The organism is Arthrobacter sedimenti (assembly GCF_042652025.1).
Taxonomy (GTDB): Bacteria; Actinomycetota; Actinomycetes; order Actinomycetales; family Micrococcaceae; genus Arthrobacter; species Arthrobacter sedimenti.
The window spans coordinates 685,920-710,683 of the sequence record NZ_JBHSDQ010000001.1; the positions used below are offsets into that span (position 1 = coordinate 685,920).

The 24,764-nt window shown below is 66.5% G+C and carries 19 protein-coding genes; 3 read left to right on the forward strand and 16 right to left on the reverse strand.

What is annotated here, in order from left to right:
- Positions 1-63 precede the first annotated feature (63 nt).
- Positions 64-699 carry a DUF2461 domain-containing protein gene (locus ACFO0G_RS03190; protein WP_376976394.1) on the forward strand — a complete coding sequence of 212 codons (636 nt, stop codon included), beginning with the start codon at positions 64-66 and terminating at the stop codon, positions 697-699.
- A gap of 84 nt (positions 700-783) precedes the next feature.
- On the opposite strand, the gene ACFO0G_RS03195 is transcribed toward ACFO0G_RS03190, so the two are convergent.
- The 9 genes from ACFO0G_RS03195 to ACFO0G_RS03235 all read right to left on the reverse strand — a co-directional run bounded on the left by ACFO0G_RS03195 (position 784) and on the right by ACFO0G_RS03235 (position 11,511).
- On the reverse strand, positions 784-2,346 hold the full coding sequence (locus tag ACFO0G_RS03195; protein WP_376976395.1) for an APC family permease: 1,563 nt from the start codon (positions 2,344-2,346) through the stop codon (positions 784-786).
- A 175-nt stretch (positions 2,347-2,521) separates the two neighbouring features.
- Positions 2,522-2,929 carry a DUF779 domain-containing protein gene (locus ACFO0G_RS03200; protein ID WP_286398377.1) on the reverse strand — a complete coding sequence of 136 codons (408 nt, stop codon included), beginning with the start codon at positions 2,927-2,929 and terminating at the stop codon, positions 2,522-2,524.
- Positions 2,929-3,951 carry an alcohol dehydrogenase AdhP gene (gene adhP / locus ACFO0G_RS03205; protein ID WP_376976396.1) on the reverse strand — a complete coding sequence of 341 codons (1,023 nt, stop codon included), beginning with the start codon at positions 3,949-3,951 and terminating at the stop codon, positions 2,929-2,931. The genes ACFO0G_RS03200 and adhP overlap by 1 nt, the downstream gene beginning before the upstream one ends.
- A 39-nt stretch (positions 3,952-3,990) precedes the next feature.
- Positions 3,991-5,514, reverse strand: coding sequence for an acetaldehyde dehydrogenase ExaC (exaC, locus tag ACFO0G_RS03210; RefSeq protein ID WP_376976397.1), 1,524 nt, complete (start codon positions 5,512-5,514; stop codon positions 3,991-3,993).
- Positions 5,515-5,649: 135 nt separating this feature from the next.
- Positions 5,650-6,990, reverse strand: a complete 1,341-nt coding sequence (locus ACFO0G_RS03215; RefSeq protein ID WP_376976398.1) for a GAF domain-containing protein — start codon at positions 6,988-6,990, stop codon at positions 5,650-5,652.
- A gap of 81 nt (positions 6,991-7,071) precedes the next feature.
- Positions 7,072-8,346: a glycosyltransferase gene (locus ACFO0G_RS03220; protein WP_376976399.1), complete on the reverse strand. Its 1,275-nt coding sequence runs from the start codon at positions 8,344-8,346 to the stop codon at positions 7,072-7,074.
- On the reverse strand, positions 8,346-8,951 hold the full coding sequence (locus ACFO0G_RS03225; RefSeq protein WP_376976400.1) for a TetR/AcrR family transcriptional regulator: 606 nt from the start codon (positions 8,949-8,951) through the stop codon (positions 8,346-8,348). Before ACFO0G_RS03225 ends, ACFO0G_RS03220 begins: the two co-directional genes overlap by 1 nt.
- A gap of 59 nt (positions 8,952-9,010) precedes the next feature.
- Positions 9,011-10,477, reverse strand: coding sequence for an FAD-dependent oxidoreductase (locus ACFO0G_RS03230; RefSeq protein ID WP_376976660.1), 1,467 nt, complete (start codon positions 10,475-10,477; stop codon positions 9,011-9,013).
- Between the two features lie 38 nt (positions 10,478-10,515).
- Entirely contained in the window at positions 10,516-11,511 is a 996-nt protein-coding gene (locus ACFO0G_RS03235) for a DNA topoisomerase IB (RefSeq protein ID WP_376976401.1), read from the reverse strand.
- A 103-nt stretch (positions 11,512-11,614) separates the two neighbouring features.
- Here ACFO0G_RS03235 and rarD point away from each other — a divergent pair, with 103 nt between their 5' ends.
- On the forward strand, positions 11,615-12,649 hold the full coding sequence (gene rarD / locus ACFO0G_RS03240; RefSeq protein WP_286404526.1) for an EamA family transporter RarD: 1,035 nt from the start codon (positions 11,615-11,617) through the stop codon (positions 12,647-12,649).
- On the opposite strand, the gene ACFO0G_RS03245 is transcribed toward rarD, so the two are convergent.
- From ACFO0G_RS03245 to ACFO0G_RS03275, 7 genes are all read right to left on the reverse strand, one after another.
- The gene (locus tag ACFO0G_RS03245; RefSeq protein ID WP_376976402.1) at positions 12,650-14,332 is read right to left on the reverse strand and encodes an endo-1,4-beta-xylanase; all 1,683 of its coding nucleotides are present in this window, start codon (positions 14,330-14,332) and stop codon (positions 12,650-12,652) included. It abuts the gene before it with no gap.
- 37 nt (positions 14,333-14,369) lie between these two features.
- On the reverse strand, positions 14,370-16,157 hold the full coding sequence (locus ACFO0G_RS03250; RefSeq protein WP_376976403.1) for a polysaccharide deacetylase family protein: 1,788 nt from the start codon (positions 16,155-16,157) through the stop codon (positions 14,370-14,372).
- Positions 16,158-16,212: 55 nt separating this feature from the next.
- The gene (locus ACFO0G_RS03255) at positions 16,213-18,027 is read right to left on the reverse strand and encodes a polysaccharide deacetylase family protein (protein WP_376976404.1); all 1,815 of its coding nucleotides are present in this window, start codon (positions 18,025-18,027) and stop codon (positions 16,213-16,215) included.
- Positions 18,017-19,357 carry a glycosyltransferase family 2 protein gene (locus ACFO0G_RS03260; protein WP_286398395.1) on the reverse strand — a complete coding sequence of 447 codons (1,341 nt, stop codon included), beginning with the start codon at positions 19,355-19,357 and terminating at the stop codon, positions 18,017-18,019. The genes ACFO0G_RS03255 and ACFO0G_RS03260 overlap by 11 nt, the downstream gene beginning before the upstream one ends.
- Before the next feature lie 4 nt (positions 19,358-19,361).
- Positions 19,362-19,811: a hypothetical protein gene (locus ACFO0G_RS03265; protein ID WP_286398397.1), complete on the reverse strand. Its 450-nt coding sequence runs from the start codon at positions 19,809-19,811 to the stop codon at positions 19,362-19,364.
- Positions 19,812-20,302: 491 nt separating this feature from the next.
- Positions 20,303-21,673, reverse strand: a complete 1,371-nt coding sequence (gabT, locus tag ACFO0G_RS03270) for a 4-aminobutyrate--2-oxoglutarate transaminase (RefSeq protein WP_286398399.1) — start codon at positions 21,671-21,673, stop codon at positions 20,303-20,305.
- Between the two features lie 43 nt (positions 21,674-21,716).
- The gene (locus ACFO0G_RS03275; protein ID WP_286398401.1) at positions 21,717-23,147 is read right to left on the reverse strand and encodes an aminobutyraldehyde dehydrogenase; all 1,431 of its coding nucleotides are present in this window, start codon (positions 23,145-23,147) and stop codon (positions 21,717-21,719) included.
- 168 nt (positions 23,148-23,315) lie between these two features.
- On the opposite strand from ACFO0G_RS03275, the gene ACFO0G_RS03280 reads away from it, so the two are divergent.
- Positions 23,316-24,752 (forward strand): PucR family transcriptional regulator, encoded by a 1,437-nt coding sequence (locus ACFO0G_RS03280; protein WP_376976405.1) that lies wholly within the window; start codon positions 23,316-23,318, stop codon positions 24,750-24,752.
- Positions 24,753-24,764 lie beyond the last annotated feature (12 nt).

Below are 24,764 nucleotides of genomic sequence, written 5' to 3' on the forward strand. Positions count from 1 at the left end.
CTTTTTGCACATACGGTCCTGGTCCCCTGGCGTGCTCCCCGTGGGCCCTCCTAGGCTCCGTTCATGGACACATTTGCAGGCATTCCCCCGGAAGCCTTCCGGTTTTATGCGGAGCTGGAAGAGAACAACAACCGCGAGTGGTGGCTTGGCCACAAGGACGTGTATGACGCCGCAGTCAAGGAGCCGCTGGGGGCACTTCTGGCTGGGCTGGAGCCGGAGTTTGGTCCCGCCAGGCTGTTCCGCCCATACCGGGACGTCCGCTTTTCGCAGGACAAGTCTCCCTACAAGACCGCCCAGGGTGTCTTTGCCACCCGGCAGGAAGGGGTGGGCTACTACCTCCAGGTCAGCGCCGACGGGCTGCTGGTGGGAGGCGGTTACCGTTCCCATACGCCTGCGCAGCTGGCCAGGTTCCGGGCGGCAGCAGACGCCTCGGGGAGCGGCACTGCCCTGCAGGAGATCGTGGATGCAATTGCGGCGGCCGGCTTCCTCACCGAAGGCGAGAAGCTCAAGACAGTCCCCCGCGGCTTCGACCGGGACCATCCGCGGGCTGAGCTCCTCAAGCACAAGACCCTGTATACGGGAGTGGACCTGGGCCAGCCGGAGTGGACGGCCACGGAGGCTGCCGCGGAGGAGATCGCCGGCAGGTGGCGGCAGCTGCGCCCGCTCGTCGAGTGGGTGGGGAGGTACGCGGCACCGTGAACAGGATCGGATCTGCCGGCGGAAACGCGACTGCCCGCCCGGCAGAGGCCGGGCGGGCAGTTCAACAGCTGGGGAGGCGGGCCGTCAGGTGCGGCTCAGCTCGTCCTCGTCATCGGGCTCAGCTGCCGTGTGCGAAGCCTTGCCGGCGGTGCCGTTGACCGTGGCGTTGGCCTCGGCGAAGCGCTCGTTGAGCCGCGAGTGGCGCTGGCCGTAGGCGAAGTAGATCGCCAGGCCCAGGACCAGCCAGAACGCGAAAAAGATCCAGGTCTCCACGGCCAGGTTGGTCATCAGGTACAGGCACAGCACGGCAGAGACCACCGGCACCACCTTGCCGAACGGGACGCGGAAGGCAGGCTTCAGGTCCGGGCGCTTCTTGCGGAGCACCAGGATGCCCAGGCTGACCACCACGAACGCGGACAGCGTGCCGATGTTGATCATCTCCTCGAGCAGGTCCACGTTGGTGAGGCCTGCCACCAGGGCAACCGCGGTGCCGCAGATGATCTGGAGTCGGACCGGAGTGGAACGTTTGTCGCTGGTCTTGGACAGCGCGCGCGGCAGCAGGCCGTCACGGCTCATGGCCAGCACCACGCGGGACAGGCCCATGAGGAGCACCATGATCACGGTGGTCAGGCCCACCAGGGAACCAAAGGCAATGACCTTGGCGGCGGACGTGTCGCCCACGGCTTCGAAGGCGGTGGTGAGGGTGGGGCTCTTGGCCTCGGCCAGCTGCGTGTAGGACACCATGCCGGTCAGGGCCAGGGAAACCAGGATGTAGAGCAGCGTCACCAGGGCCAGGCCGCCGAAGATTCCGCGGGGCAGGGTCTTCTGCGGATTCTTCACTTCTTCAGCCGAAGTGGCCACCACGTCGAAGCCGATGAAGGCGAAGAACACCAGGGCCGCACCGGCAAAGATGCCCATGGTGCCGTACTGGGCGGGAGCAGCGCCGGTCAGGAAGCCGAAGAAGGACTGCTTCAGGACGTCCGCGGCACCGGTGCCCGACGTGGGCTCGGCTGCGGGAACGAAGGGGGTGTAGTTTTCGAACTTCACGTAGGTGAAGCCCACCACGATCACGAACAGCACCACGGCGATCTTGATCAGCGTGAAGATGTTGCCCACGCGGGCGGAGAGCTTGGTGCCGAGCACCAGCAGCACGGTGAAGATGGCCACGATCAGGAACGCGCCCCAGTAGAGGTCCACGCCGCCCAGCGAGATGGCCGGCGGGATGTCCAGGCCCGTCAGGGCAAACACCTTGCTGAGGTAGATGCCCCAGTATTTGGCGATCACGGCCGCTGCCGTGAAGAGTTCAAGGATCAGGTTCCAGCCGATGATCCAGGCAAGGAGTTCGCCCATGGTGGCGTAGGTGAAGACGTAGGCCGATCCCGCCACGGGGATGGCGGTGGCGAACTCGGCGTAGCACATGATGGCCAGCGCGCACGTGACGGCGGCGATGGCGAAGGAGAGCGTCACGGCGGGACCGGCAAAGTTGGCCGCGGCCTTGGCACCGACCGAGAAGATGCCGGCGCCGACAGCAACGGCGACGCCCATGATCATGAGGTCCCAGGTGCTGAGGGAACGCTTAAGTTTGCGTCCGGGCTCATCGGCGTCGGCGATCGACTGCTCGATGGATTTTGTCCGCAGAAGGTTCATTTGGGGGTCACAATCCTGGTTTGTGAGGGAAACAGACCTATCAACGATACTGTCCATCCACTGGACGGTCCCAATTGTCCCGAATAGTGAGACGCCCTTACGGCCGAACATTCTTCTGTGAACGACCTCGGGGCCCTCCGATTGGAGAGCCCCGAGGCGTTGTTGGTCGAACTTCCTAGGACGGCCAATCCATCAGCATTGACCGAATCAGGAAGCGTTTACCCTCAGGCGCTTCAACGGAAAATCCGCTGCCCCGGCCCGGTACGACATCGACGGTCAGGTGGGTGTGGCTCCAGTAGTTGAACTGCTCCCGGGACATCCAGAATTCCAGTGGCCGGGGCTGCAGCCCGTCCGCCAGGTCGAACAGCCCCAGCAGCACGTCCGAGTCACCCGTGATGAAGTCCCCTGCCGGATAGCACATGGGCGACGACCCGTCGCAGCAGCCGCCGGACTGGTGGAACATAAGCGGTCCGTGCCTGTCCCACAGCATCCGGAGCAGGTCCACGGCAGCCGGCGTGAGCGCCACCCGGGAAAAGTCTTCCCCGGGCAGCGTCACGGCGGCAGCCAACCCTTCAGCGGGCATCAGAACCTCAGCACCACGCGGCCGTCGATCTTGGCGTGCTTCATCTCATCGAAAACCGCGTTGACCTCGGACAGCTCCCGCACGGACACCGTGGGATGGATCTTTCCGCGGGCATAGAAGTCCAGGGCTTCTTCAAGATCCTGCCGGGTGCCCACGATGGAACCGCGGACGGTCAGTCCCTTGAGCACTATCTCGAAGATCGGAGCCGGAAAGTCCCCCGGGGGCAGCCCGTTGAACACGATGGTTCCGCCGCGCCGGGCCATGCCGATGGCCTGTCCGAACGCCGACGGGTGCACCGCCGTAACCAGCACTCCGTGGCAGCCTCCCGTTTCCCGCTGGATCACTTCGGCCGGGTCCTCGTGCAGCGCGTTGACCGTGAGTTCGGCGCCATGGGCCTTGGCCAGGGCCAGTTTGTCGTCGGCGATGTCCACGGCGGCGACACGAAGCCCCATTGCCACGGCATACTGCACGGCTATGTGCCCCAAGCCGCCGATGCCCGATATGGTGACCCACTGCCCCGGCCGGGTCTCGGTCATCTTCAGGCCCTTGTAGACGGTGACGCCGGCGCACAGCACCGGCGCCACCTCGACGGGGTCGGATCCCGCCGGTATCCGGGCCGCGAACCGCGAGTCCACCAACATGTATTCGCCGAAGGAGCCGTCCACGCTGTAGCCGCCGTTCTGCTGCGCCTCGCACAGTGTTTCCCACCCGGTGCGGCAGTACTGGCAGTCGCCGCAGGCTGACCACAGCCAGGCGTTGCCCACCAGGTCACCGATGGCGAGGTCGGTGACACCCTCGCCGAGGGCCACCACTTCGCCCACGCCCTCATGGCCGGGAACAAATGGAGGGGATGGTTTGACCGGCCAGTCGCCTTCCGCGGCGTGGAGGTCGGTGTGGCAGACGCCGGTGGTCAGGACCTTGACCAGCGCCTGTCCGGGCCCCGGCTGGGGAATGGCGATGTCCTTGACCTTCAGGTCGGTGCCGAATTCGGTTACTACTGCTGCTTGCATTGTCGTCGTCATTGGCGAAATCCTTGCGTCGTTGTAGTGGTACGGGCTGGCCTAGAAGAAGCCCAGCTTGTTTTCGTCGTAGCTGACCAGCAGGTTCTTGGTCTGCTGGTAGTGGTCCAGCATCATGGCGTGGTTCTCACGCCCGATGCCCGAGGACTTGTAGCCGCCGAAGGCGGCACCTGCCGGGTAGGCGTGGTAGTTGTTGATCCAGACGCGGCCGGCCTGGATTTCGCGGCCCGCCCGGTAGGCAACGTTGCCGCTGCGGGACCAGACCCCCGCGCCAAGTCCGTAGAGCGTGTCGTTGGCAATGCCCATGGCGTCGTTGTAGTCGCTGAACCGGGTCACGGCCACGACGGGTCCGAAGATCTCCTCCTGGAAAATGCGCATCCGGTTGTGGCCCTCGAACACGGTGGGCTGGACGTAGAAGCCCCCGGCTAGGTCGCCCGGAAGCTCGGCACGGGCACCGCCGGTGAGTATCTTGGCACCTTCCTGCTTTCCGATGTCGATGTAGGACAGGATCTTCTCCAGCTGGTCGTTGGAAGCCTGGGCGCCCACCTGCGTTTCCGTGTCCAGCGGGTTGCCCTGGATCATCTTTTCCACCCGGGCCACCGCGTCCGCCATGAAGGATTCGTAAATGTCCTCCTGGACCAGCGCCCGTGACGGGCACGTGCAGACTTCACCCTGGTTGAAGGCGAACAGTGCGAAGCCTTCCTGTGCTTTGTCGTAGAAGGCGTCGTTTTCCTGGGCGACATCGTTAAAGAAGATGTTCGGGCTCTTGCCGCCAAGTTCCAGGGTGACGGGGATGAGGTTCTGGCTGGCGTACTGGCTGATGAGCCGGCCCGTGGTGGTCTCGCCGGTGAAGGCGATCTTCCGGATCCGGGAACTGGACGCCAGCGGCTTGCCGGCCTCCACACCGAAGCCATTGACCACGTTGACCACACCGGCGGGCAGCAGGTCCGCGATGAGCTCCATCAGCACCAGGATGGACGACGGCGTCTGCTCCGCGGGCTTGAGCACCACGGTGTTGCCGGCAGCGAGCGCTGGCGCGAGCTTCCAGACCGCCATGAGGATCGGGAAGTTCCAGGGGATGATCTGGCCCACCACGCCGAGGGGTTCGTGGAAGTGGTAGGCGGTGGTGTTGTCATCGAGCTGGGAGAGGCTGCCCTCCTGTGCCCGGACTGCGGAGGCGAAGTAGCGGAAGTGGTCCGAGGCAAGGGGCAGGTCGGCGTTGAGGGTTTCCCGGACCGGCTTGCCGTTGTCCCAGGTTTCGGCGACGGCGAGCATCTCGAGGTTCTCGTCGATGCGGTCGGCGATCTTATTCAGGATGGCGGCCCGTTCTGCCACGGACGTCTTGCCCCACGAAGGTGCGGCCTTGTGTGCCGCGTCCAGGGCCAGTTCGATGTCCTCGGCGGTGCCGCGGGCCACCTCGCAGAACGCCTTGCCGGTCACCGGGGTGATGTTCTCGAAGTACTGGCCCTTCACGGGGGCCACCCATTCGCCCCCAATCCAATTCTCGTACCGGTCCTTGAAGGTGACCTTCGAACCGTCGGTTCCCGGCTGTGCGTAAACGGTCATGTGCTTAGCTCCTTTGCTGTGCAGAAGGCTGGCCCATAAGGGCGCTCGCCGATGAAGCCAGCGTAGGAGCGGGGAGGTTGCAGCAAGGTTGCAACGATGCGACGCAGGTCACAACAGGTGCCGGTGAGCCGGCTTTCAGGCGCGGAGTTCGGCTTCCAGCCGTTCCAGGTCGGCCACGACGGCGGCCCGCTTGGGTGAGCGCGGCGGCAGGAGGCGGAGCGCGGCACGGCGGATGACGACGTCGTCCCTCGCCTCCGGAAGCGCAGCGTACTTGAGCAGGGACTCCGCGTTGCCGTCCGTGAGGACCGCTTCCCGGAGCAGGGAGGACACCCTGTTCCGAAGGTCGAGGATGCCCGGGGCCTCCGAGCGCGGCAGGACCGCGCCGCGGTAGATCTCCAGGGCTATCCGATGCGCACCGCGCTGCAGGCAGCTGAGCACCTGGCCGGTGTCCGGCACCAGGTCCAGCGGGAGCCGGTACGGGCGGGAGCCTGGGACGGCGTCGGGACTCAGCTGCTGGACGACCTTGCGGAGCCGGACCATCTCCGCCCGCAGCGTGATGGTGGAGCCCTCCCCCGGGTACAGCAGCGAACAGAGTTCCTCGGCGCTGAGCCCTTCCGGATGCGCGCTCAGCAGGGCCAGGATCTCGCTGTGCCGGGCGGACAGGGAAACGGTCCTGCCACCCAGGCTGAGCAGGGCCTGGTCGCGCCCCAGCAGCTGGAGGCTGTTGCGGTAGAGGCTGCCTTCCGTGGCACCGCCGCTGCGTCCGGCGGCATCCGTAGACCGTCGCCGGACAGGTTTCCTAGCAAGCTCCGCCGCAAGCTGCAGCCGCTCCACCCGCAGCTGCGCCTGGGCGGCGGCCACGGTGGCCTCCACCAGCGACAACGTGTGGGGAGCCACCGCGGTGGCCGTTCCGGTAATGTCCACGACGCCGAGCACGGCACCGGAGTCGGGGTCGTGGAAGGGGACGGCGGTGCAGCTCCAAGGATGGACTGTCCGCTGGTAGTGCTCGGCGCCGGCGATCTGGATCCCCCGGCCCAGGGCAAGGGCGGTGCCGGGTGCGCTGGTGCCCACGCTGGCCTCGGACCAGTCCGCGCCGGGAACGAACATCATGCCTTCGGCGCGGCGCTGCAGGGTGGGGTCGCCATCCACCCACAGCAGCCGGCCCACCTCGTCGCCCACCGCAACCAGGAGCCCGCTGTCATGGCTGGGCTGGACCAGCAGTTTGTTGATGACCGGCATGATCGCTGCCAGTGGGTGCTGGCGGCGGTAGTCCTCCAGCTCGTCCCAGTCGAGGGCCAGCGGAGCCGCCGCATTGTCAGGGTTGGCCTTGAAGCCCGCCGAGCGCTGCCAGGACTCCCTGATGAGGTTGCGCAGCCCGGGGATCTCGGGGGCCGGCGCGCCCGGGTCCGATCCCAGGCGCTCGTGGCCGGCCAGCGCGGCACGCTGGCGCGGTTCTGGGTGGAGCAGGTTCGTCATCGAACTCCCGTTCCGGAGTCTTGTCCGGCGAGGCAGGGCTGGAGGGTGGCCCAGCCAGCATAGCCGGACAGCACCCCCGTGTCACAGGCACACCCGGATCAGTTCCTCCAGTGCATCCGCCCCTGCCGCCGCTCCCCCGGCAGCGGCGTAGCCGGCGGCCACCCGCCGCGCGCCCGGCGCCTTGCCCAGGGCCCGGTGGACGGCTGCCCGGAGCCGCTCCGGGGTGAGGTTTTTCCGGCTCAGCCGCACCCCGGCGTCGGCTGCTGCCACCCGGGCTGCCACCTCGTGCTGGTCGCGGCCGAACGGAACCACCACCACGGGCACTCCTTGTGCCAGCGCCTTCTGTGTGGCCCCCATGCCGCCGTGGGTGATGGCGACCGCCGCCCGCTCGAGGACAGGCCCGTGCGGGACGAAATGCTCCAGCCGCGCATTGGCAGGCGGCGGCCCGAACTGGTCCGTGCCGGCGGCTTTGGCGGCGCCCGCCGAGCCCGCCTGGGCTGCAGGGAGGGTAGCGACGACGGTGAAGGGCTCCCCGGCAAGTCCGGCCATGGCGGTCCGGACAATGGCTTCGTCCGCCTGGTACTCGGAGGACGTGGTCACCAGGACCACGGGGTGGGTGGCCTCGACGAGCCAGGCGGGAGGTTCGGCCGGCGGCTCCCATGCGAGTGCGCCGATCATCCGCACATCCGGGCCCCAGTCCGGATGCGGGTACTCGAACGGCTGCGACGTGGCCACGAGCATCAGCGGCGAGGTCCGGAACATCTCGTCGGCACCGCTGACCGGCGAAAGCTTGCCGCCGGACAGTTCAGCCCGCAGGGAGTTGATGTTCGGCAGCATCAACTTTTCGACGGCGCCGATCACCAGCCGCCGGGCCAGCGCGTCCCGGGCCCTCCCCAGCGGCCCGGGCATGGGTGCGAGTCCGGGACCAAACGGAGGCGTGCCCTTCGACTGCAGCGGCGGGGTGTAGGGGCTGAATGTGGCCCACGGCAGTCCCGATGCCTCCGCCTGGATGCGCGCCCCCCACGCGTTGATGTCGATGAGCAGCAGGTCGGGGTCCACATCATCGATGGCTTTCTGGAGGTCAGGGGCGTCGAAGCGGGCGCGGGCAGTGAAGGTCTCCACGCTGGAAGCCAGGGCCGCTTTCGCGCTGCCGGCCTGATAATCCGCGGCCTCCACCGCGAGGATCCTGTCATCCAGCGGCCGGGCCTGGAGTCCTTCCGCAAGGAGCACGGGAACCTGCCGGCGGAGAGTGCGGACATGGACCTCGTGCCCGCGGGCCTTCAACTCCTGAAGCAGCGGGACCATCGGGAAGAGGTGGCCGATGGCGGGTGAAGTGTAGGCAAGGACAGTGGACATCAGGACCTCCGCGTGAAGGGTTCCAGCATTTCGAGCAGGGAATGTGCCACCTGGTTCCGGCTGAGCCCAGCGTCGAGGCGGAGCAGCTTCCAGGTGTAGACGTCGCAAAGCGCGACGAACTGGGCCAGCCGGCGGTCGTGCTCGGGGCTGTCCTCCAGGGGTTCCAGGAACGGGGCGAAGACCATGGCGCACCACTGGCGGTGCAGGCGGCGGCCCCCTTCGGTGATCCGGCCCAGTTCAGGCGAGGAGTGTTCCTCCGCGAGCAGCTTCAGGGCCAGGCTGCCGGTGGTTTCGTAGTGCTGCAGGAGATTGTCGACGGCGGCCGGCACGTCGCCGGGAGGAGCAGCGTTGCGCTCGCTGCCCACGCGGTCCATGGCGGCCGCGCTGCAGGCCCCGATGAGGCTTGCCCGGTCTCCGAACCTGCGGATGACGGTCTGGACCGTCACCCCGGCCCGCGCTGCAACGGCGCTCAGCGTGACGTCGGCGAGCGGGCCCTCCATGAAGAGGTCCTCGGTAGCCTGCAGGATGCGGCGCCCCGTTTGGGCGGCGGCGGAAGTCCGCTTGGGCGAATCGTAGGCCCGGCTCCTGGCCGCCGCCGTATTCATGTTAATCAGATTAACTCGAATACGGCCCGCGGGACAGGGCCCAAAGTCCCGGGATAGGGTCAGCTGCGCGAGATGCGGATCATGTCCTCGCGCGGCACCACCTTGATGCGTTCGCGCACCACGTGGTCCAGTTCTTCAGGGCCGGTCCAGGCCGCGCCCAGGCCTGCCTCGTGCGCATCGAGCTTGTTCCACCCTTCCCAGGTGGTGTATTCGATGCCGCGTTCCTCAAGGAGATCGATGATGGCCTGCGGATCCGGGTTGCTGGCCGCCGGCAGGTTCAGCCGGTCCTCCAGCAGGAAGCCGATGGTCTCCAACGCGTCACCCTTGGTGTGCCCGATCAACCCGACGGGACCGCGCTTGATCCAACCCGTGGTGTAGACACCGGGGACCGGGTTGCCCTCGGCGTCCAAAACGCGGCCGCCCTCATTGGGGATGACGCCGCGCTTGGCGTCGTATTCCAGTTCGTCCAGGGCCGAGCCGTGGTAGCCAATGGCCCGGTAGACGGCCTGGACCGGGTACTCGACATACTCCCCCGTCCCCTTGGCGTTGCCTGTCCCGTCCAGCTGCATGCGCTCAAACTTGATGCCGCCCACCTTGCCTGTGCCGTCGTCGAGCACTTCAACGGGGTTGTGCAGGAAGTGCAGGTGCAGCCTGCGGGAGGAGGGGTTTTCGGATTCCGTGTGCTCCTCCACCAGCCAGTTGGTGAGGGTGTTCACCATGGTCTTAACCTGGTTGTTGGTGCGGATGGCCTCGTCCGAGGCATCGTCGAATTCGAAGTCCTCGGGGTACAGGACGATGTCCACGTCGTCCATGTGGCTGAGCTCGCGCAGCTCCAGCGGCGTGAACTTGACCTGGGCCGGCCCGCGGCGGCCGAAGACGTGCACGTCGGTGACGGGTGAGGACTTGAGGCCGCCGTAAACGTTGTCCGGGATCTCGGTGGTAAGTAGTTCCTCGGGGTGCTTGACCAGCATGCGGGCCACGTCCAGGGCCACGTTGCCGTTGCCGATGACAGCGATTTCCCTGGCTTCAAGGTGCCACTCGCGGGGGACGTCCGGGTGGCCGTCATACCAGGAGACGAAGTCGGCGCCGCCAAAGGAGCCCTGCAGGTTGATGCCCGGGATGTCCAGGTCAGCGTCCTTGACGGCACCCGTGGAGAAGATGACGGCGTCGTAGAAGGCGCGGAAATCGTGCAGCGTGAGGTCCCGGCCGTAGGTCACGTTGCCCAGGAAGCGGATGTCCCCGCGGTCCAGGACCTTGTGCAGGGCGTTGACGATGCCCTTGATGCGCGGGTGGTCAGGGGCCACCCCGTACCTGATCAGGCCGTAGGGCGCAGGGTAGGCCTCGAAAAGGTCGATGCTGACCTGGAAGTCCCCGTCCTTCACGCCGCTGGACTTGGTGAGGATGTCCGCAGCATAGACTCCTGCCGGTCCCGCGCCGACGATGGCAACGCGGAGGGGACGGTTGGCTGGGGTTTCGCTGTGGTTGGACACCGGGAGCCCTTCTGACTGGTCCTGCTCATGATCCATGAGGGTGCGCGGCATGGTGCAGCGCACAGTCCCCCATTCTAGTTGGCGGCCAGGGGCACAACCTTGCCTTCGCGATACAGTAGCGCGCGCAGTTCGGCTTCCGCAGAGTCCGGCCGTTTCGGGTCGATGGTTTCGCCGTCGTGGTAGTGGTCCACCACCCGCGGATCCACATAGCTCTTCCGGGCGATGGAAGGGGTGTTGCCCAGCGTCTGCGCGGCGTCGTACATGGCCCGGCTGATGGCTCGCTTGCGTTTGGCGGCGGTGCGCTGCGGGCCGGTGCGGGCCAAACTTTCGGCGGCCGCTACCGTCCCGCGCAGCGTCCGGAAGTCCTTGGCCGTGAAATCGTCCCCGGTGCGCTCCTTCACGTAGGCATTGATGTCCGCGCTGGTGACCGGGCGCCAGGTCCTGCCCTCCTTGTAGGCCAGGAGCCTGGCGTTGGAGCCGCGGCGCTTCAGCAGGCGCAGCAGGACAGCGAGATCGGGGTCGCGCATTTCGGACTCCCAGTCCTTGCCGCTCTTGGCCGGGAAACGCAGCACGATCCGGTCCTTGCGCACCTGGACGTGGGCGCACAGGAGCGTGGCCAGGCCTCGGCTGCCGTTCTCATTGGTGTACCGCTCGGAACCCACCCGGAGCGATCCGCTGTCCAGCATCCGGAAGGCTGCTGCCAGGACGCGGTCGCGGGTAAAGCCGTCGCTGCGCAGGTCCATGGTAACCCGCCGCCGGGCTGCCGGCAGCGACTCCGCAAGCTGGAGCGAGCGGTCGAACTTCACCCGGTCCTTACGCTCGCGCCACTCCGGATGGTAGATGTACTGGCGGCGGCCTACCCCGTCCACGCCGGTGGCCTGGATGTGCCCGTTCTCGAACGGTGCGATCCAAACGTCGGTCCATGCCGGTGGGATGCCGATGCTTTCCAGCCGGTCGCGGATGGGACCGGGCGGAAGCGTGGAGCCGTCCAGGTCCCGGTAACTGAAGCCCTTGCCGGCGGCCACCCTGCGGTAGCCGCGGCCCGAGGCATTGCTGCGCCGGAGCCTCATGGGGCGGGCTTCGGCAGAGGCGCACGTGTCATGAAAGCAAGCCTACTGACTATTTTCCGGATTGCCGCCTGCCTGCTGGAATACCTGCCGTCTGGATGCTGTTATTGAGAGCGTGCCCACGCCAGAAGGAACCTCTCCAGCCACGCCCGTCGCCACCCCAGCCGCCGCTCCCCCGGTGGCGAAATCCACCGCAGGTGCACCGGCAGGCCCCGGGCCTGTTGGCAAGGACACGACGGCGGGAATGCTGTTCGGCATCGGCGCCTACGTTTTGTGGGGGTTGCTCCCCCTGTACTTCTTCATCCTCATGCCGGCGGGCGCCGTCGAAATTGTCGCCAACCGCGTGGTCTGGTCGCTGCTGTTCTGCGCACTCCTGATCACCGTCACCAGGACGTGGCGGGTGCTTGCCGCGGCCTTGAAGGACCGGCGGGTTTTCGGCTCCCTGGCGCTGGCAGCGTTCCTGATCGCCATCAACTGGCTGACCTACACGTACGGCGTAACCACGGGGCAGGCCGTGGAAACGTCCCTGGGCTACTTCATCAACCCGCTGGTCTCGGTCCTGCTGGGCGTGCTGGTCCTGAAGGAAAAGCTGCGGCCGCTGCAGTGGGCTGCGGTGGTTGTCGGCTTCGTGGCGGTGGGTGTCCTCACCTACTCCTACGGGAAGCTGCCCTGGATCGCCCTGACGCTGGCGTTCAGCTTTGGCCTGTACGGCTTCGTGAAGAACCGGGTGGGCTCGAAAGTGGATGCCATCACCAGCCTCAGCGTCGAGACCATGGTGCTCGCCCCGCTGGCCGCGGTGGCCATGGTGGTCCTGGCAGCCGGCGGCGGTTCGACCCTGACATCCCAGGGTGCGGGACACTTCTGGTTGCTGCTGGCCTCCGGCGTGATCACTGCCGTGCCGCTGCTCTTCTTCGGCGCCTCCGCACGCCGGCTGCCCATGACAACCATCGGGCTGCTCCAGTACTTCGCCCCCGTCCTGCAGTTCCTGGTGGCCCTGTTCGTGTTCCGTGAAGCGATGACCATTGAGCGCTGGATCGGGTTCGGGGTGGTGTGGCTTGCCCTGGTGCTGCTGACCCTGGACATGCTTCGGGCGGCGCGAAGGAACTCGCTGGCCCGGAGGGCGCTCCGCAAGGCCGCCTGATCAGCCGCCCAAGGCCCGCTTCGCGGCGTCGTACGCGGGCGTAGGCTTCCCGTCGTTGAACAGGTGGTCGTGGCCTTGGCGGAGGCTCCCGTCGTCGTCAATCCACCAGTCGTAACGGTCGTCAACGCCCCAGGTGGTGTAGGAGACGCAGGTCCGCGAGCGCAGGCAGGTGGCCAGGACCGTGGCGTACTGCTTAGCCTGGGCGTCCGTCCCCTGATCGTCCGTGACGTCGTTTTCGGAAATGCGGACGTGCAGCCCGGCGTCCCCAAAGGTTTTGAGCGTTCGACTGAGGTCATCGGCGGAGATGGCGTCGGTCTTGAGGTCGTAGACGTGCGCCTGCAGGCCTGCACCATAGATGTGGCCGCCCTGCGCATTGGTGTCGAGGATGAGCTTGAGCAGGGCGTCCTGGCGCCGTCCCGGCACGTCGGCGCCGTTCTCGTTGATGTACTGCTTGACCTGCGGGTCGGCGGCGTACACAGCCTTGGAGACCACCGCGGGATACCCGGGCCCGAAGGCGCGGTACCAGATGTTCTGCTGCATGCTGGTCCCCTGGTTGACGTCGAACGGCTCGTTCACCACGTCCAGGGAAGCCAGCCTGCCCTTGAAGTGCGCCACCACGGTGCTGACGTAGTCCAGCAGTGCGGCGCCGGTGGCCTGTCGTTCCGCCTCGGAGCCGGTGGGCAGCTCCTGCATCCAGCGGGGCATGGCCTCCGTGAAGGCGATGGTGTGGCCGTGCACCGCCATGCCCTTGCTTTGGGCAATGGCCAGGATGGCATCGGCCTCTTCGAAGGTGTAGACGCCCTGCTGCGGGGAGAGGAACTGCGGCTTCATGGCGTTTTCCGGGGTGAGCGCCCCGAAGTTTCCCACGAACTCCCGCGCGTAGTCCTCGTCGCCGGTGAGGGGTCCAAGGGCCACGGCTGCGCCGACCAGGAAGTCGGGACGGATCTTGGCGGCCAGGGCCTGGAGCCCGTCGGCCGACCGCTGTGCGTCTGCCGCCGCGGCCCCCGACGTGCGCAGTCCGGTACTTCCCGGGGCCACGGCCGTCAACGAGGTGATGTCAAAGTCCCCGGAGTCGCTGGAGAACCCCAGCCACAGTTGCCCTGATGAGAAGACCTTGCCCAGGGGCAGCGAGGAGAGCGTGTCACTGCCGCTGGCGACGGCCAGTGTGTCGCCGGACCGGCGAACCGTGAGCGGAGCGGCCGCGTCTTTCACCGTTACGTGCTCGTCATGGACGGGCACCGGCTGGGTCACGTCCTTCTTCTGCGCCCCGTCAAAGACTGCGATCCTCAACCCGTTGCCCTGGAGCGTAAGCCGCACGCCGGCCGGCTCCACGCGGAACTCATCCGCAATGACTGGCGGCTGGTTGTATATGGCCCAGGATGCGTCCGCGGTGACATCCGCGAACGTGGCGCTCAGCGAAAAATCCCCGCCCACCACAAGGTGGGTGCCGGCCAGGTTGAGCGGAGGGTTCGGCTGGCCCCCTTGCCCGCTTTGCTCCACGATCCGCCTGGCAGTGGGCGTCACCTGCAGGCCGCTGCTGCCGGCCCGGACGCCCGGAACGTCCTGCCAGTCCACATGCAGCAGGTCCAGCGTCACGTCCGGTTTGGGCGGGGAGCAGGAAGCGAGGATGACGAGGAGGGCGGACGCCAGCACCACCGTCACTGCGTGCAGGCGTCCGGCCATCCTTCGTCTTCTTCCCTGTAACCAGGACTTGGTGCGGCTACGACTTGGTCCAGCGGACGTCGTCGAAATACGCCTGCAGCCCTGAATTGCCCTGGACGATGACCTGCAGACTCGCCTTGGCCACCGCGGTGCTGCTCGGCGAGTACGTCAGGTCCACATTGGTCACGCCGCCGGCCGAGACACCGAGTTTCCACTGCCCGGAGATCCACTGCCCGGCGGAGTTGTATTCGTCAATGTAGAAGCCCATCTCGCCGCTGATCCGCGCCGTGATGTTGAGGTAGCTGGCAATCCTGTAGCTGCCGGCGGCCACCGCCACCTGCGGGGAGAACAGGTGCCTGTTGGCCGTGGTGGCCGCCATCTTGACCGAGTTCACCGGGTTGGCCGGGCTCCCGTGGTTCCCTCCGTCAGCCAGTATGGTGGACGCCGAGTCCGTCCTCCAGCCCGAGCCGATGCCGGCGTCAAACGTGCCGTTGGCCACCAGGTTCGGGGACTGCGTGGGAGGGGCTGCCGCCCCAAGGGCCATCATCTGCATGTTGTCCAGGTAGGCGGTGATGCCTGTGCCAGTCACGTAGACCTGCAGGCTGGCAGACGCCACAGAGGTGGAGCTGGGAGTGTAGGTGAAGTTCATCGACTCCACCCAGCGGCTGTTTTCCCGCTTGCGGAACTGCCCGGAAATCCACTGCCCGGCCGCATTGTATTCGTCCACGTAGAAGCCAACTTCGCCGGAGGAGATTGAGGCGACGTTGAGGTAGGCCTTGTACAGGTAGCTGTTGGCTGCCGAGACCGGAACCTTCGGCGAGAACAGGTGGCCTGCGGCGGAACCGGACACCAGCTTCACGGATTTGGCTGGGTCGGGGTAGCTGCCATGGTTCCCGGAGTCAGCGGTGACCGCTGCCGGGGCGTCGGTCCGCCACCCGTCGGCAATGCCGTTATTGAACGTCGGGTTCGGGAGCAGGTTGGGGCTGCCGTTCACCAGGCCCTTGCTGACATTGACGTTCCTGATCTGGCCGGCCGCCACCTTGGTTTGCACATAAGCAGCCAGCTGGTCCAGCTCCGCCGTCCCGTACTGGTAGTCGTCCGGGGTCTTGCTCGGCGAAGGCCTGATGTCATGGAACGTGAAGATCGCCCAGGTCTTGTTCGCGATCGCCTCGTCCACCTTGGCCTTCAGGGTGGCCACCGGGGTGGTCACCTCCTGCACGGGGGTGTTGTGGAGCAGGAGGTCGCCCAGCGGCCAGATGTTGTTGCCCACGTCGGCGAAGCCACGCATGGAGCTGTAGTACTTGGCGATCTGGGCAAGTGTCGACATGTCGTAGTCGCCGTATGGCGTGGCGAGGGCTGTGGCGGTAAAGCCATGCGCCGCCAGCGCTGCCCGGCTGTTGGCCAGTTCGGCATCCACCTGGGCAGCCGTCAGTTTGGTCGCCTGGCAGTCATTGCCCACGCTCACAAGGCACTGGTGGTCCACGGTGTGCGAGCCGATCTCCCAGCCGTAAGTGTTCTGCAGCTGGGTGATCTGGTCCCACGTCATGTACGGAACGTCCGTGTTGGCGCGGCAGTTGTTCGGCACCGTGGTCATGCCCACGCAGTTGGTAATGATGTAGCTGGTCCCGGTGAGTCCATACTTCTTGAGTGTGGGGGCCGCCTGCGTCAGGGCATTCTGCATGCCGTCGTCGAAGGTGAAGGACACGAGCGGAGTTGGGGCGGGATTGTCCACCGCGGCATTGGCGGCCGCAGGGGACAGGAGTGCGGCCGCTATGGCCCACACCGCCGCCCCAATGGTCAATAGCTTGGCGCGGTGCCGCGCCAGGCTGGATCTTGATCTGATCATGACTTTCTCCTTCTTTCGGATGGCGAAGGCGCCGCGTTTCACCGCCTGGTGGTGGTCACGGGCCCTGCAACTGCTCGAACGCCTGGGCGACCGGTTTAACCTGGATGCCGCTTTCGTCGATGAGCTGCAGCTGGGTTGCGAGGACGGTGCTGGTGATGGTGCTCCTGTCCGCCGCAATAGTGTTTTTCTGGGTACCCGACGAGTCGGGGGCCGCGATCTGGTGGTACACGAGGATGAGCCAGCCATTGGACCGGGAGGTTTCGGCGAGCGCTTCCTTGAGGATCTCCGGCGTGGTTGTGTCCGTCACGTAGAGGACCTTCAGATCGCGCGGGTTGATGTTCTGCCTGGTGTTGATGCCGTCGCCCGTGCCGCGGACCATCTTGAAGTACTTGGCGGCGTACCAGTCCACCTGCGCGTCGGAACGTCCGTACGGGGGTGCCAGGTCATCGGTGGGCAGGCCCGCTGCTGCCAGGGCGTCCTCGCTCTTGCGCAGCTCGTCGTCCAGCCTCCCGGTGCCCACGGAGGTGAGGTCCACGTGCTGGAAGCTGTGGGCGGCAATCTCGTGTCCTGCCTGGTTCATCTGCTGGACCTCAGCCGCGGTGATGAAGTTCGGCGTCTCGATGGAACTGGGATTGACGTACTGGGTGGACTTGAAGCCGTGCTTGTCCAGCAGCGGCAGGGCGCGATCGTACACCGACTGCCAGCCGTCGTCGAACGTGATCGAGACCATGGGCTGCTGCCAGCGCAGCGCTCCCGGCCTGGTGACATCCATCAGCGAGAAGTCGCGGACGGCGGTGGTGCCGTTCCCGTGGGAAATGACGGTGACCATCGCGGTCTCCGCCCCGTCCGGGACCTGGAACGATTCCCTGATGGTGGTCCACTCCCCCGCCGGGGGCACCGTCTCCAGGTTCCGGAATTTCCGCCCGCCGCCGGCAAGCTCAAACTCGGCCACCACATCCGCCTTGGAATCCGACTTGTAGGCCGCGCTGAAGGTGAAATAGCGGTCGGCGGCCACCGGGATGGGCTCGTACTGCCACTTCGCTTCCCCGTTCTGGTAGTTGCCCACGCGGGTCCACAGGAAGCTGCCGCGCCCGTCCTCGCCGCGCCCGGACTCAACCGTCGATGTCCCGGACGAGTACGGGGACCAGAAGGCGGGCCGGGCCGGATCGGTACCGGCAAACCCCGGGTTGGGGATCACGTTGGGGCCACCTGCTCCGGATGCGGGAAGCTGGACGTCCTCGGCTGCTTCCAGGTACACGCCCTCCACCTGGAATGTGCCCGCTGAGGCGAAGCGGAAGACGTACTGCACCGCCGTCGACGTGTCCCCGCTGTTGAACGCGTCGCTGACCGTAAACGCCGAGGTGCCCGGGCGTTCCAGCGGATTCCGCAACTGCTCCAGGGTGGTGCTGCCGTCCTTGTGGTACTTCCGGGCCAGCAACCGGAAATCGGGGTCGGTGGTGGTGAACGCCTTGAAGAAGTAATTCTTGCCGGGGGCGAGGTCCACCCGCGGGCTGCTGAGGGTGACGTCGCCTGAGGCGTACTGGCTGATCGTGAGCTTAAGCGCCTGCCCGCCCATCTGCCCGGCCGCCAACTCAAGAGAAGTCTTGGCGTCACCGCTATGCCCGGCGGTCCAGCCGCCGGCAGGATCCAGGGAGGAACCGGCCGACGGCGACGGGCCGGGTGTGGCGGACGGTCCGGCCAGGGCGGGGAAGAGTGCCGGCAGCAGGTTGGCTCCCGGCCGGGGCTGGGCGAAGCTGCCCGTCTTACCCGTGTACGCCAGCCAGCCGGCGCTGATCAGGAGGACCAGGACGGTGATGACGACGAGGGGATTCAGAAGTACCCGGCGAACCCTATGGCGCTTAGGCGGCACTGGTCACCACCCCCACGCTGCCGGCCCGCTGCGGGGACTTCCAGGTGTTGGTCTCGGGACGCCGGACCAAGCCCCTCGATCGGGTGATGCAGCGGACGGCCGCCACGAGCTGCACCAAGTCCATGATGTAGAAGAGGAAGTAGGCAGTGGGTGCATACATGCAGAGCCTGGTGCGTTCCCCCGCCGTGAGGTTTTCATCCATCAGGACCGTCAGCAGCGTGTACGCGGTGATGGTGGCATACGAACCGATGATCAGGGCCGGCGTGTACGTGGCCAGCGACCAATAGACGGCGTACGTCCAGGCCAGGGGCGAGACCAGCAGCGTGAACTCACTCAGCAGGGCCATCGGCATCCGGTAGTACGCCAGGGTGCGGCTGTACCGGCGGCTGGGGTTAAGCACCATGCCGCGGTACTTGATGAGGTTCTGGATGCTTCCGTACTTCCAGCGGTAGCGCTGTTTGGCCAGGGCCCGGAACGTGAGCACACCTTCGGTCCTGGCCACCACGTCCGCACCGTAGACCATCCGGAACCGCCGGTTGCCCAGGTGGGTAATTTTCGTACTGAGCCCGATGTCCTCAGTCACTGTGTCTGTATCGTAGAAGTCCACCTTGCGCAGCACGCGCATCCGGTAGGTGGAGGCCACACCGCCCACCACGAACTCGCAGTTCAGTAGCGAGTAGAGCTTCTTGGAGCGGTAACCGATCATGTGCTCGAAGCGCTGCAGGATGCCCAGGGCTGTGGTCTCCTCGATGATCTGGACGTTCGCCGCAACACCGGCCACGTACGGGTCGTCGAAGTAGGACAGCGCATTGGTGATGGCGTCCGGCTGGATGACCGAGTCGGCGTCGAGCGTCATCACGTACTGGCCGCGGGCAAACCGCCGGAGCACGGCGTTGAGTGCGGCGCCCTTCCCCACGTTCCTGTGCATCCGCACCAGGCGCAGGTTCATTTCCGGATGGCGCAGTTGGAAGTCGCGGACCAGGCGGCCGGTAAGGTCGCTGGATGCGTCGTCCGCCACAAGGACCTCGAAGGAGCGGTAGTTGTTGCGCCGGATGGAGTCGAGCGTCCGGACGATCACTGCTTCCTCGTTGTGCGCGGCAATGACGATGGACACCAGGCCGGGTACCTCGGGGAGCGCCCTGAGGGTCCAGGTGGCCGTGGCCGCGCACTCGGGCTGGAAAGCGGTGGGGAGCCGGACGCCCCTAATCCCTTTCCGCCGCTGCTGCCAGATGTCATAGAAATTGGCACCGGCCAGGTAGAGGCCAAAGTGCACCACGTAGAGGATGCTGACGCCCGCGAACAGCCAGAAGACCAGGAGCGCGATGTCCATTAGTTCACCCGTCCACTGATTGGCTGGCCAGCACGTTCGTCACGGCCTCGGGCAGCGGAACGTTGGCCGGCTGGAGCAGGTCCAGCCCGGCCCTGATCACCGGAACCACGGCGATGGCAGGCAGGACAACCGGTGGGACTGCAGGTTTCGCGGAAGGTTTGGCGGCAGCCTCCTTCGGTCCGAAAACGTCGGTGCCGGAACCCGTTGCGGCGCCGGCAGGGCCGGGGGCCGAAGCATTGGCGGCCGCGATCCGGGCCAGGGCCCTGCGGGCGGCGCGCCGGTAGAAGCGGATGCCGATGAAGCGGATGACCACGGTGAGGGTGACCACGCTCCACAGCACCAGGCTCAGCTGGGCCACGAAACCCAGCAGGCTTTCAAACATCGCTCCGTCCCGGCCGAAGGTGGCCTGTGCCGGCACTGCTGCAGGTATTGCGAAACTTCCCGGATGCGTCACTGCCATTCCCCTTGTCTCAAGCAAGAAGTCCGTCATTGGGCTTTGGGGTATCACCACCTGGGGTGCCCAAACACCAGGCGTTGGTTGAAGTACCTGTCATTAGCGCCAAGGGAGGGCAGCGTCATTACCCTGCGGCTGACACGATTGGAGCGTGAGTGGCTCCGCTTTTTGGGGTGTGGGGGCGGCGCCTTAGGCAACCGGCGTCGCGCGCAGCCCAACCCGTTTATAGGTTCAAAATTACGTATCCCTGCGGAGGACGGACACGAGTAACGGGTACTCAATAAACAATTTGAGGGTTACCTACCGACACCGCCGTTGGGGGCACCGCTGCTTTGCCGCTGGCGCTGGCCTGTTGTTAGGTAGTTGACGCCGTGCGGCGAGGGGGCGTAGGTACCCCCGGTACCCCCCAAGCAAGGCTTTCCCGGCAGCACAAAAGGGCAGCACCCCCCCCGGGGGGGTGCTGCCCTTTTATTGGTGCGGGTTTTGGTCCTCTACGCGTTGGCCTTGATGGCGCCGGCGAGGACTTCCAGGCCGTCTGCGAGCAGTTCATCGGTAATGACCAGCGGGGGAAGCAGGCGGATGACGTTGCCGTAGGTGCCGCAGGTGAGGATGATGACGCCCTCATTCAGGCAGGCGGCGGCAACAGCCTTGGTCAGCTCCGGGTTCGGTTCCTTGGAGCCTGCCTGGACAAGTTCGACGGCGAGCATGGCACCGCGGCCACGGACGTCACCGATAACGTCGGTTCCGGCGCCGGCCAGTTCAGCCTGGAGCTCGCTCAGGCGCGCCGTGGCGATGGATTCGATGTGGCGGGCACGGCCGTTGAGGTCGTATTCCTCCATGGACCCGATGGCGGCCAGCGCAGCGGCGCACGCCACCGGGTTGCCGCCGTAGGTGCCGCCCAGGCCACCCGGGTGCACGGCGTCCAGGAGGTCGGCTCGGCCGGTGATGGCGGACAGCGGCATGCCGCCGGCAATGCCCTTGGCCATGGTGATGATGTCCGGGACGACGCCCTCGTGGTTGACGGCGAACCATTCACCGGTGCGGCAGAAGCCGGACTGGACTTCGTCGGCGATGAAGACGATGCCCTTCTCCTTGGCCCAGGCGGCCAGCGCGGGCAGGAAGCCCTCGGCCGGGACGATGAAGCCGCCCTCACCCTGGATGGGTTCGATGATGATCGCGGCAACCTGGTCGCCGCCGATCTGCTTCTCGATCATGGTGATGGCGCGCTTGGCGGCCTCGGCACCCGTGATGGCGGGGTTTTCCTCGCGGAACGGGTAGCTCATGGGCATCCGGTAGACCTCGGGCGCGAACGGGCCGAAGTTGGTCTTGTACGGCATGGCCTTGGCAGTGAGCGCCATGGTCAGGTTGGTGCGGCCGTGGTAGGCGTGGTCAAAGGCGACGACGGCGTCGCGTCCGGTTGCCAGGCGGGCCACCTTGACGGCGTTTTCCACTGCCTCAGCGCCGGAGTTGAAGAGGACGGTGCGCTTTTCGTGGTCGCCCGGGGTGAGGCGGTTCAGCTGCTCGGCGACGGCCACGTAGCCTTCGTACGGGGTGACCATGAAGCAGGTGTGGGTGAAGTGCTCCACGGCTTCCTTGACGGCCCCGACCACGGCGGGGTCGGAGGCGCCCACGCTGGTCACGGCGATGCCTGAGCCGAGGTCGATGAAGGAGTTGCCGTCGACGTCCTGGATGATGCCGCCGTCGGCGTCGGCCACGTAGACCGGAACGCTGGAGGCGACGCCGGCAGCCACCACGGACTTGCGGCGCTCGGTCAGGGCCACGGACTTGGGGCCCGGGAAGTCGGCCTGGACGCGGCGCTTCTGCTCCAGGCGGTAGGTGGGGTCTGCTGCGGTGGTGGTCATGGGTTTTCTTTCTTGCTAACGGTGGGGAGGGAAGCGGTTGGCGTCAGGAATCGAGCGCGGACATGACGTGCTTGATGCGGGTGTAGTCCTCCACGCCGTACATGGAGAGGTCCTTGCCGTAGCCGGACTGCTTGAAGCCGCCGTGCGGCATTTCGGCGGTGAGGAGGATGTGGGTGTTGATCCAGACGGCGCCGAAGTCCAGGTCGCGGCTGAGCCGCATGGCGGTGCCGTGGTTGGTGGTCCAGACGCTTGAGGCCAGCGCGTAGTCGACGTCGTTGGCCATGGCCACGGCTTCTTCCTCGGTGCTGAACTTCTGGACGGTGATGACAGGGCCGAATGTTTCCTTCTGCACCACGTCGTCGGTCTGGTTGGCGCCGGTGATGATGGTGGGCTCGAAGAAGAAGCCCTTCTCCCCCGCGCGGTGCCCGCCGGTCTCGATCCGGCAGTTGGCGGGCAGGTTCTCCACCACGGAGGTGACGGCGTTGAAGTGGTTGATGTTGTTCAGCGGCCCGAAGTAGTTGTCTTCGTCGTTCTGCGAGCCGGTGTGCAGGGTCCTGGTGTGCTCCACCATGGCTGCCACGACGTCGTCGTGGACGGACTCCTCCACCAGCACGCGGGTGATGGCGGTGCAGTCCTGGCCGGCGTTGAAGAAGGCGAACTCGGCGATGGCCGCGGCGCTCTTCTTAATGTCGGCGTCCTTGAAGACGATGGCCGGTGCCTTGCCGCCCAGTTCCAGGTGGGCGCGCTTGAGGCCCTTCGCGGCGCCGGAGGCGACGGCGATGCCGGCCCGGACCGAACCGGTGATGGACACCAGGCCGGGGACCTTGTGCTCCACCATCATGGCGCCGGTTTCGCCGGTGCCGAGTACCACGTTCAGCACGCCGGTGGGCAGGATCTCCCCGGCGAGGCGGGCCAGCACCAGGGTGGATTCGGGGGTGGTGTCGGAAGGCTTGAGCACCACGGTGTTGCCGGCGGCGAGCGCGGGACCGATCTTCCAGATGGCCATCAGGAAGGGGTAGTTCCACGGGGCCACCTGGGCCACCACGCCGATGGGCTCGCGGCGGACGTAGGAGGTATGGCCCTCGAAGTACTCGCCGGCGGACTTGCCCTCCAGGATGCGGGCAGCACCGGCGAAGAAGCGCAGCTGGTCGGCGCCGGCGGCCACTTCCTCGGAGGCAATGAGCGACCGGACCTGGCCGGTGTTGCGGTGCTGGGCTTCGACCAGTTCGTCGCTGTTGGCCTCGATGGCGTCCGCGAGCTTGAGCAACATCAGCTGGCGCTGGCCCGGGGTGACGTGCTTCCAGGTCCGAAAGGCGTCCTTGGCGGCCGCCATGGCGGCGTCCACATCCGCCTGCACCGACACGGGAGCCTGTGCCACCACTTCGCCGTTGGCGGGGTTGACCACGTCCAGCAGGGTGGTGCCGGCGGGTGTAACGAACTTCCCGTTGATGAAGTTCTGCAAGGTTTGGACCACGGTGTGCAACCTCTTTCGTATGGGCCATCTGCTGCCGGGCGGAGACCAGGACGGATGGATGGAACTGCATTGAGCCTATGCCAGCGCCCAAGCCGGGTGAATAGCCACCTGCACACCCTTGCCAAAGGGGTTTAGTGCGGTTGCCCAGCTCACGTTTATCCTTGCTTCATGGCCATTTCCCTTGCTGCCCTGGTGGGCGTGACGTCCTTGAATCTGTCCAAGGCGGGCGTGGCGGAGACTACCTGGAACCAGGACATCAACTGGGTTGCGGTGACCGAACTGGAGGATCCCCAGCGGTTCCTCAACGGCGGCGAACTGGTCCTCACCACGGGCCTGCGGCTGCGCTCGGCACCCGAGCAGCGCCGCTTTGTCCGCCAGGTGCAGCGCGCCGGAGCGGTGGGCATTGGCTTCGGTGTTGGACTGTCGCACGAAGCGGTGCCGCCGGCCCTGCTGGCGGAGGCCAACCGGTGGGGGCTCCCGGTGGTGGAGGTCCCGTACGAGACCCCGTTCATCGCCATCACCAAGCTGGTGGCGGACGCCCAGTCCGCCGACCACTACGCCAAGCTGGAGAGGCTGATCGCCGGGCACCAGGTGCTGGCCCGGGCGCTGCTGACCGGCGGCGGGCTCGCGGAGCTGCTGAAGAACCTTGGTGGCATGCTGCGCACGGACATTGCGCTCACCCAGTTCACGGCCCAGCTCTACAACAGCAGCAGCACCCACCCCTCGGCGGACAGCTGGTCCAGCTATCCCGTGCCCACCGGCCGGCGTGACGCCTGCACCCTGTGGGTGCGCCAGCCCTTCGAGGACACCGGCATCATCGGCTACGCGCAGAACCTCATCAGCGTGGAGCTGAACAACATGGTCAAGCAGCGGCAGGCCCAGCGAGCCCTCTGCGGCCAGGTGCTGGAGGACGTCATCCACGGGGCGCTGGAGACCAGCGAGGCTCAGCGCAGGCTGGCCGGCGTTGGCGTGAACAGCACCCGCAAGAACGTGGTGCTGCTGGCTGTATCCGCCGCCCACGGCAAGGCCCTGGGGAGCACCTCGGTGCCGCAGGAACTGGAGAAGGCAGTCGCCGCCGTCGTGGGCAAGGACCTGGTGCTGGTGGTCAATGACGACGGCGGGACGGCGCCGTCGCTGGCCCGGAGGCTCAGCGACCACCTCGCCGAGGCCGGGATCCATGCCACGATCGGCATCGGCGGGGCATACACCAAGCCCAACGGGCTCCGCTGGAGCTATTTCGAGGCCCGCGACGCCGCCAGCCATGGCCTGCCCGTCAACGAGCCGGAGCGGCTGAGCCTGACGTCCCTGCTGCTGGCCAGCGAGGACGTGCCGCTGGCGGACATGGCGCACGAGTCGCTGAACCCACTGCGGTCCTTCGACGCCGCGCACGGCTCCGAACTCATGGCCACGCTGGAAAGCTACCTGAACAACAACGGCTCCGTGGCGGCGGTGGCGGAGGAACTCACGCTGCACCGCAACACGGTCCGCTACCGGCTGGCCCAGATCACCGAGCTCACCGGCTACGATCCCGCGGTCACCGCGGACCGGGTGCAGCTGTGGCTTGCGCTGGCGGTGGCGCGGTTGTCGGCGCGGCAGGGCAAGTAGCCCCGTACACAA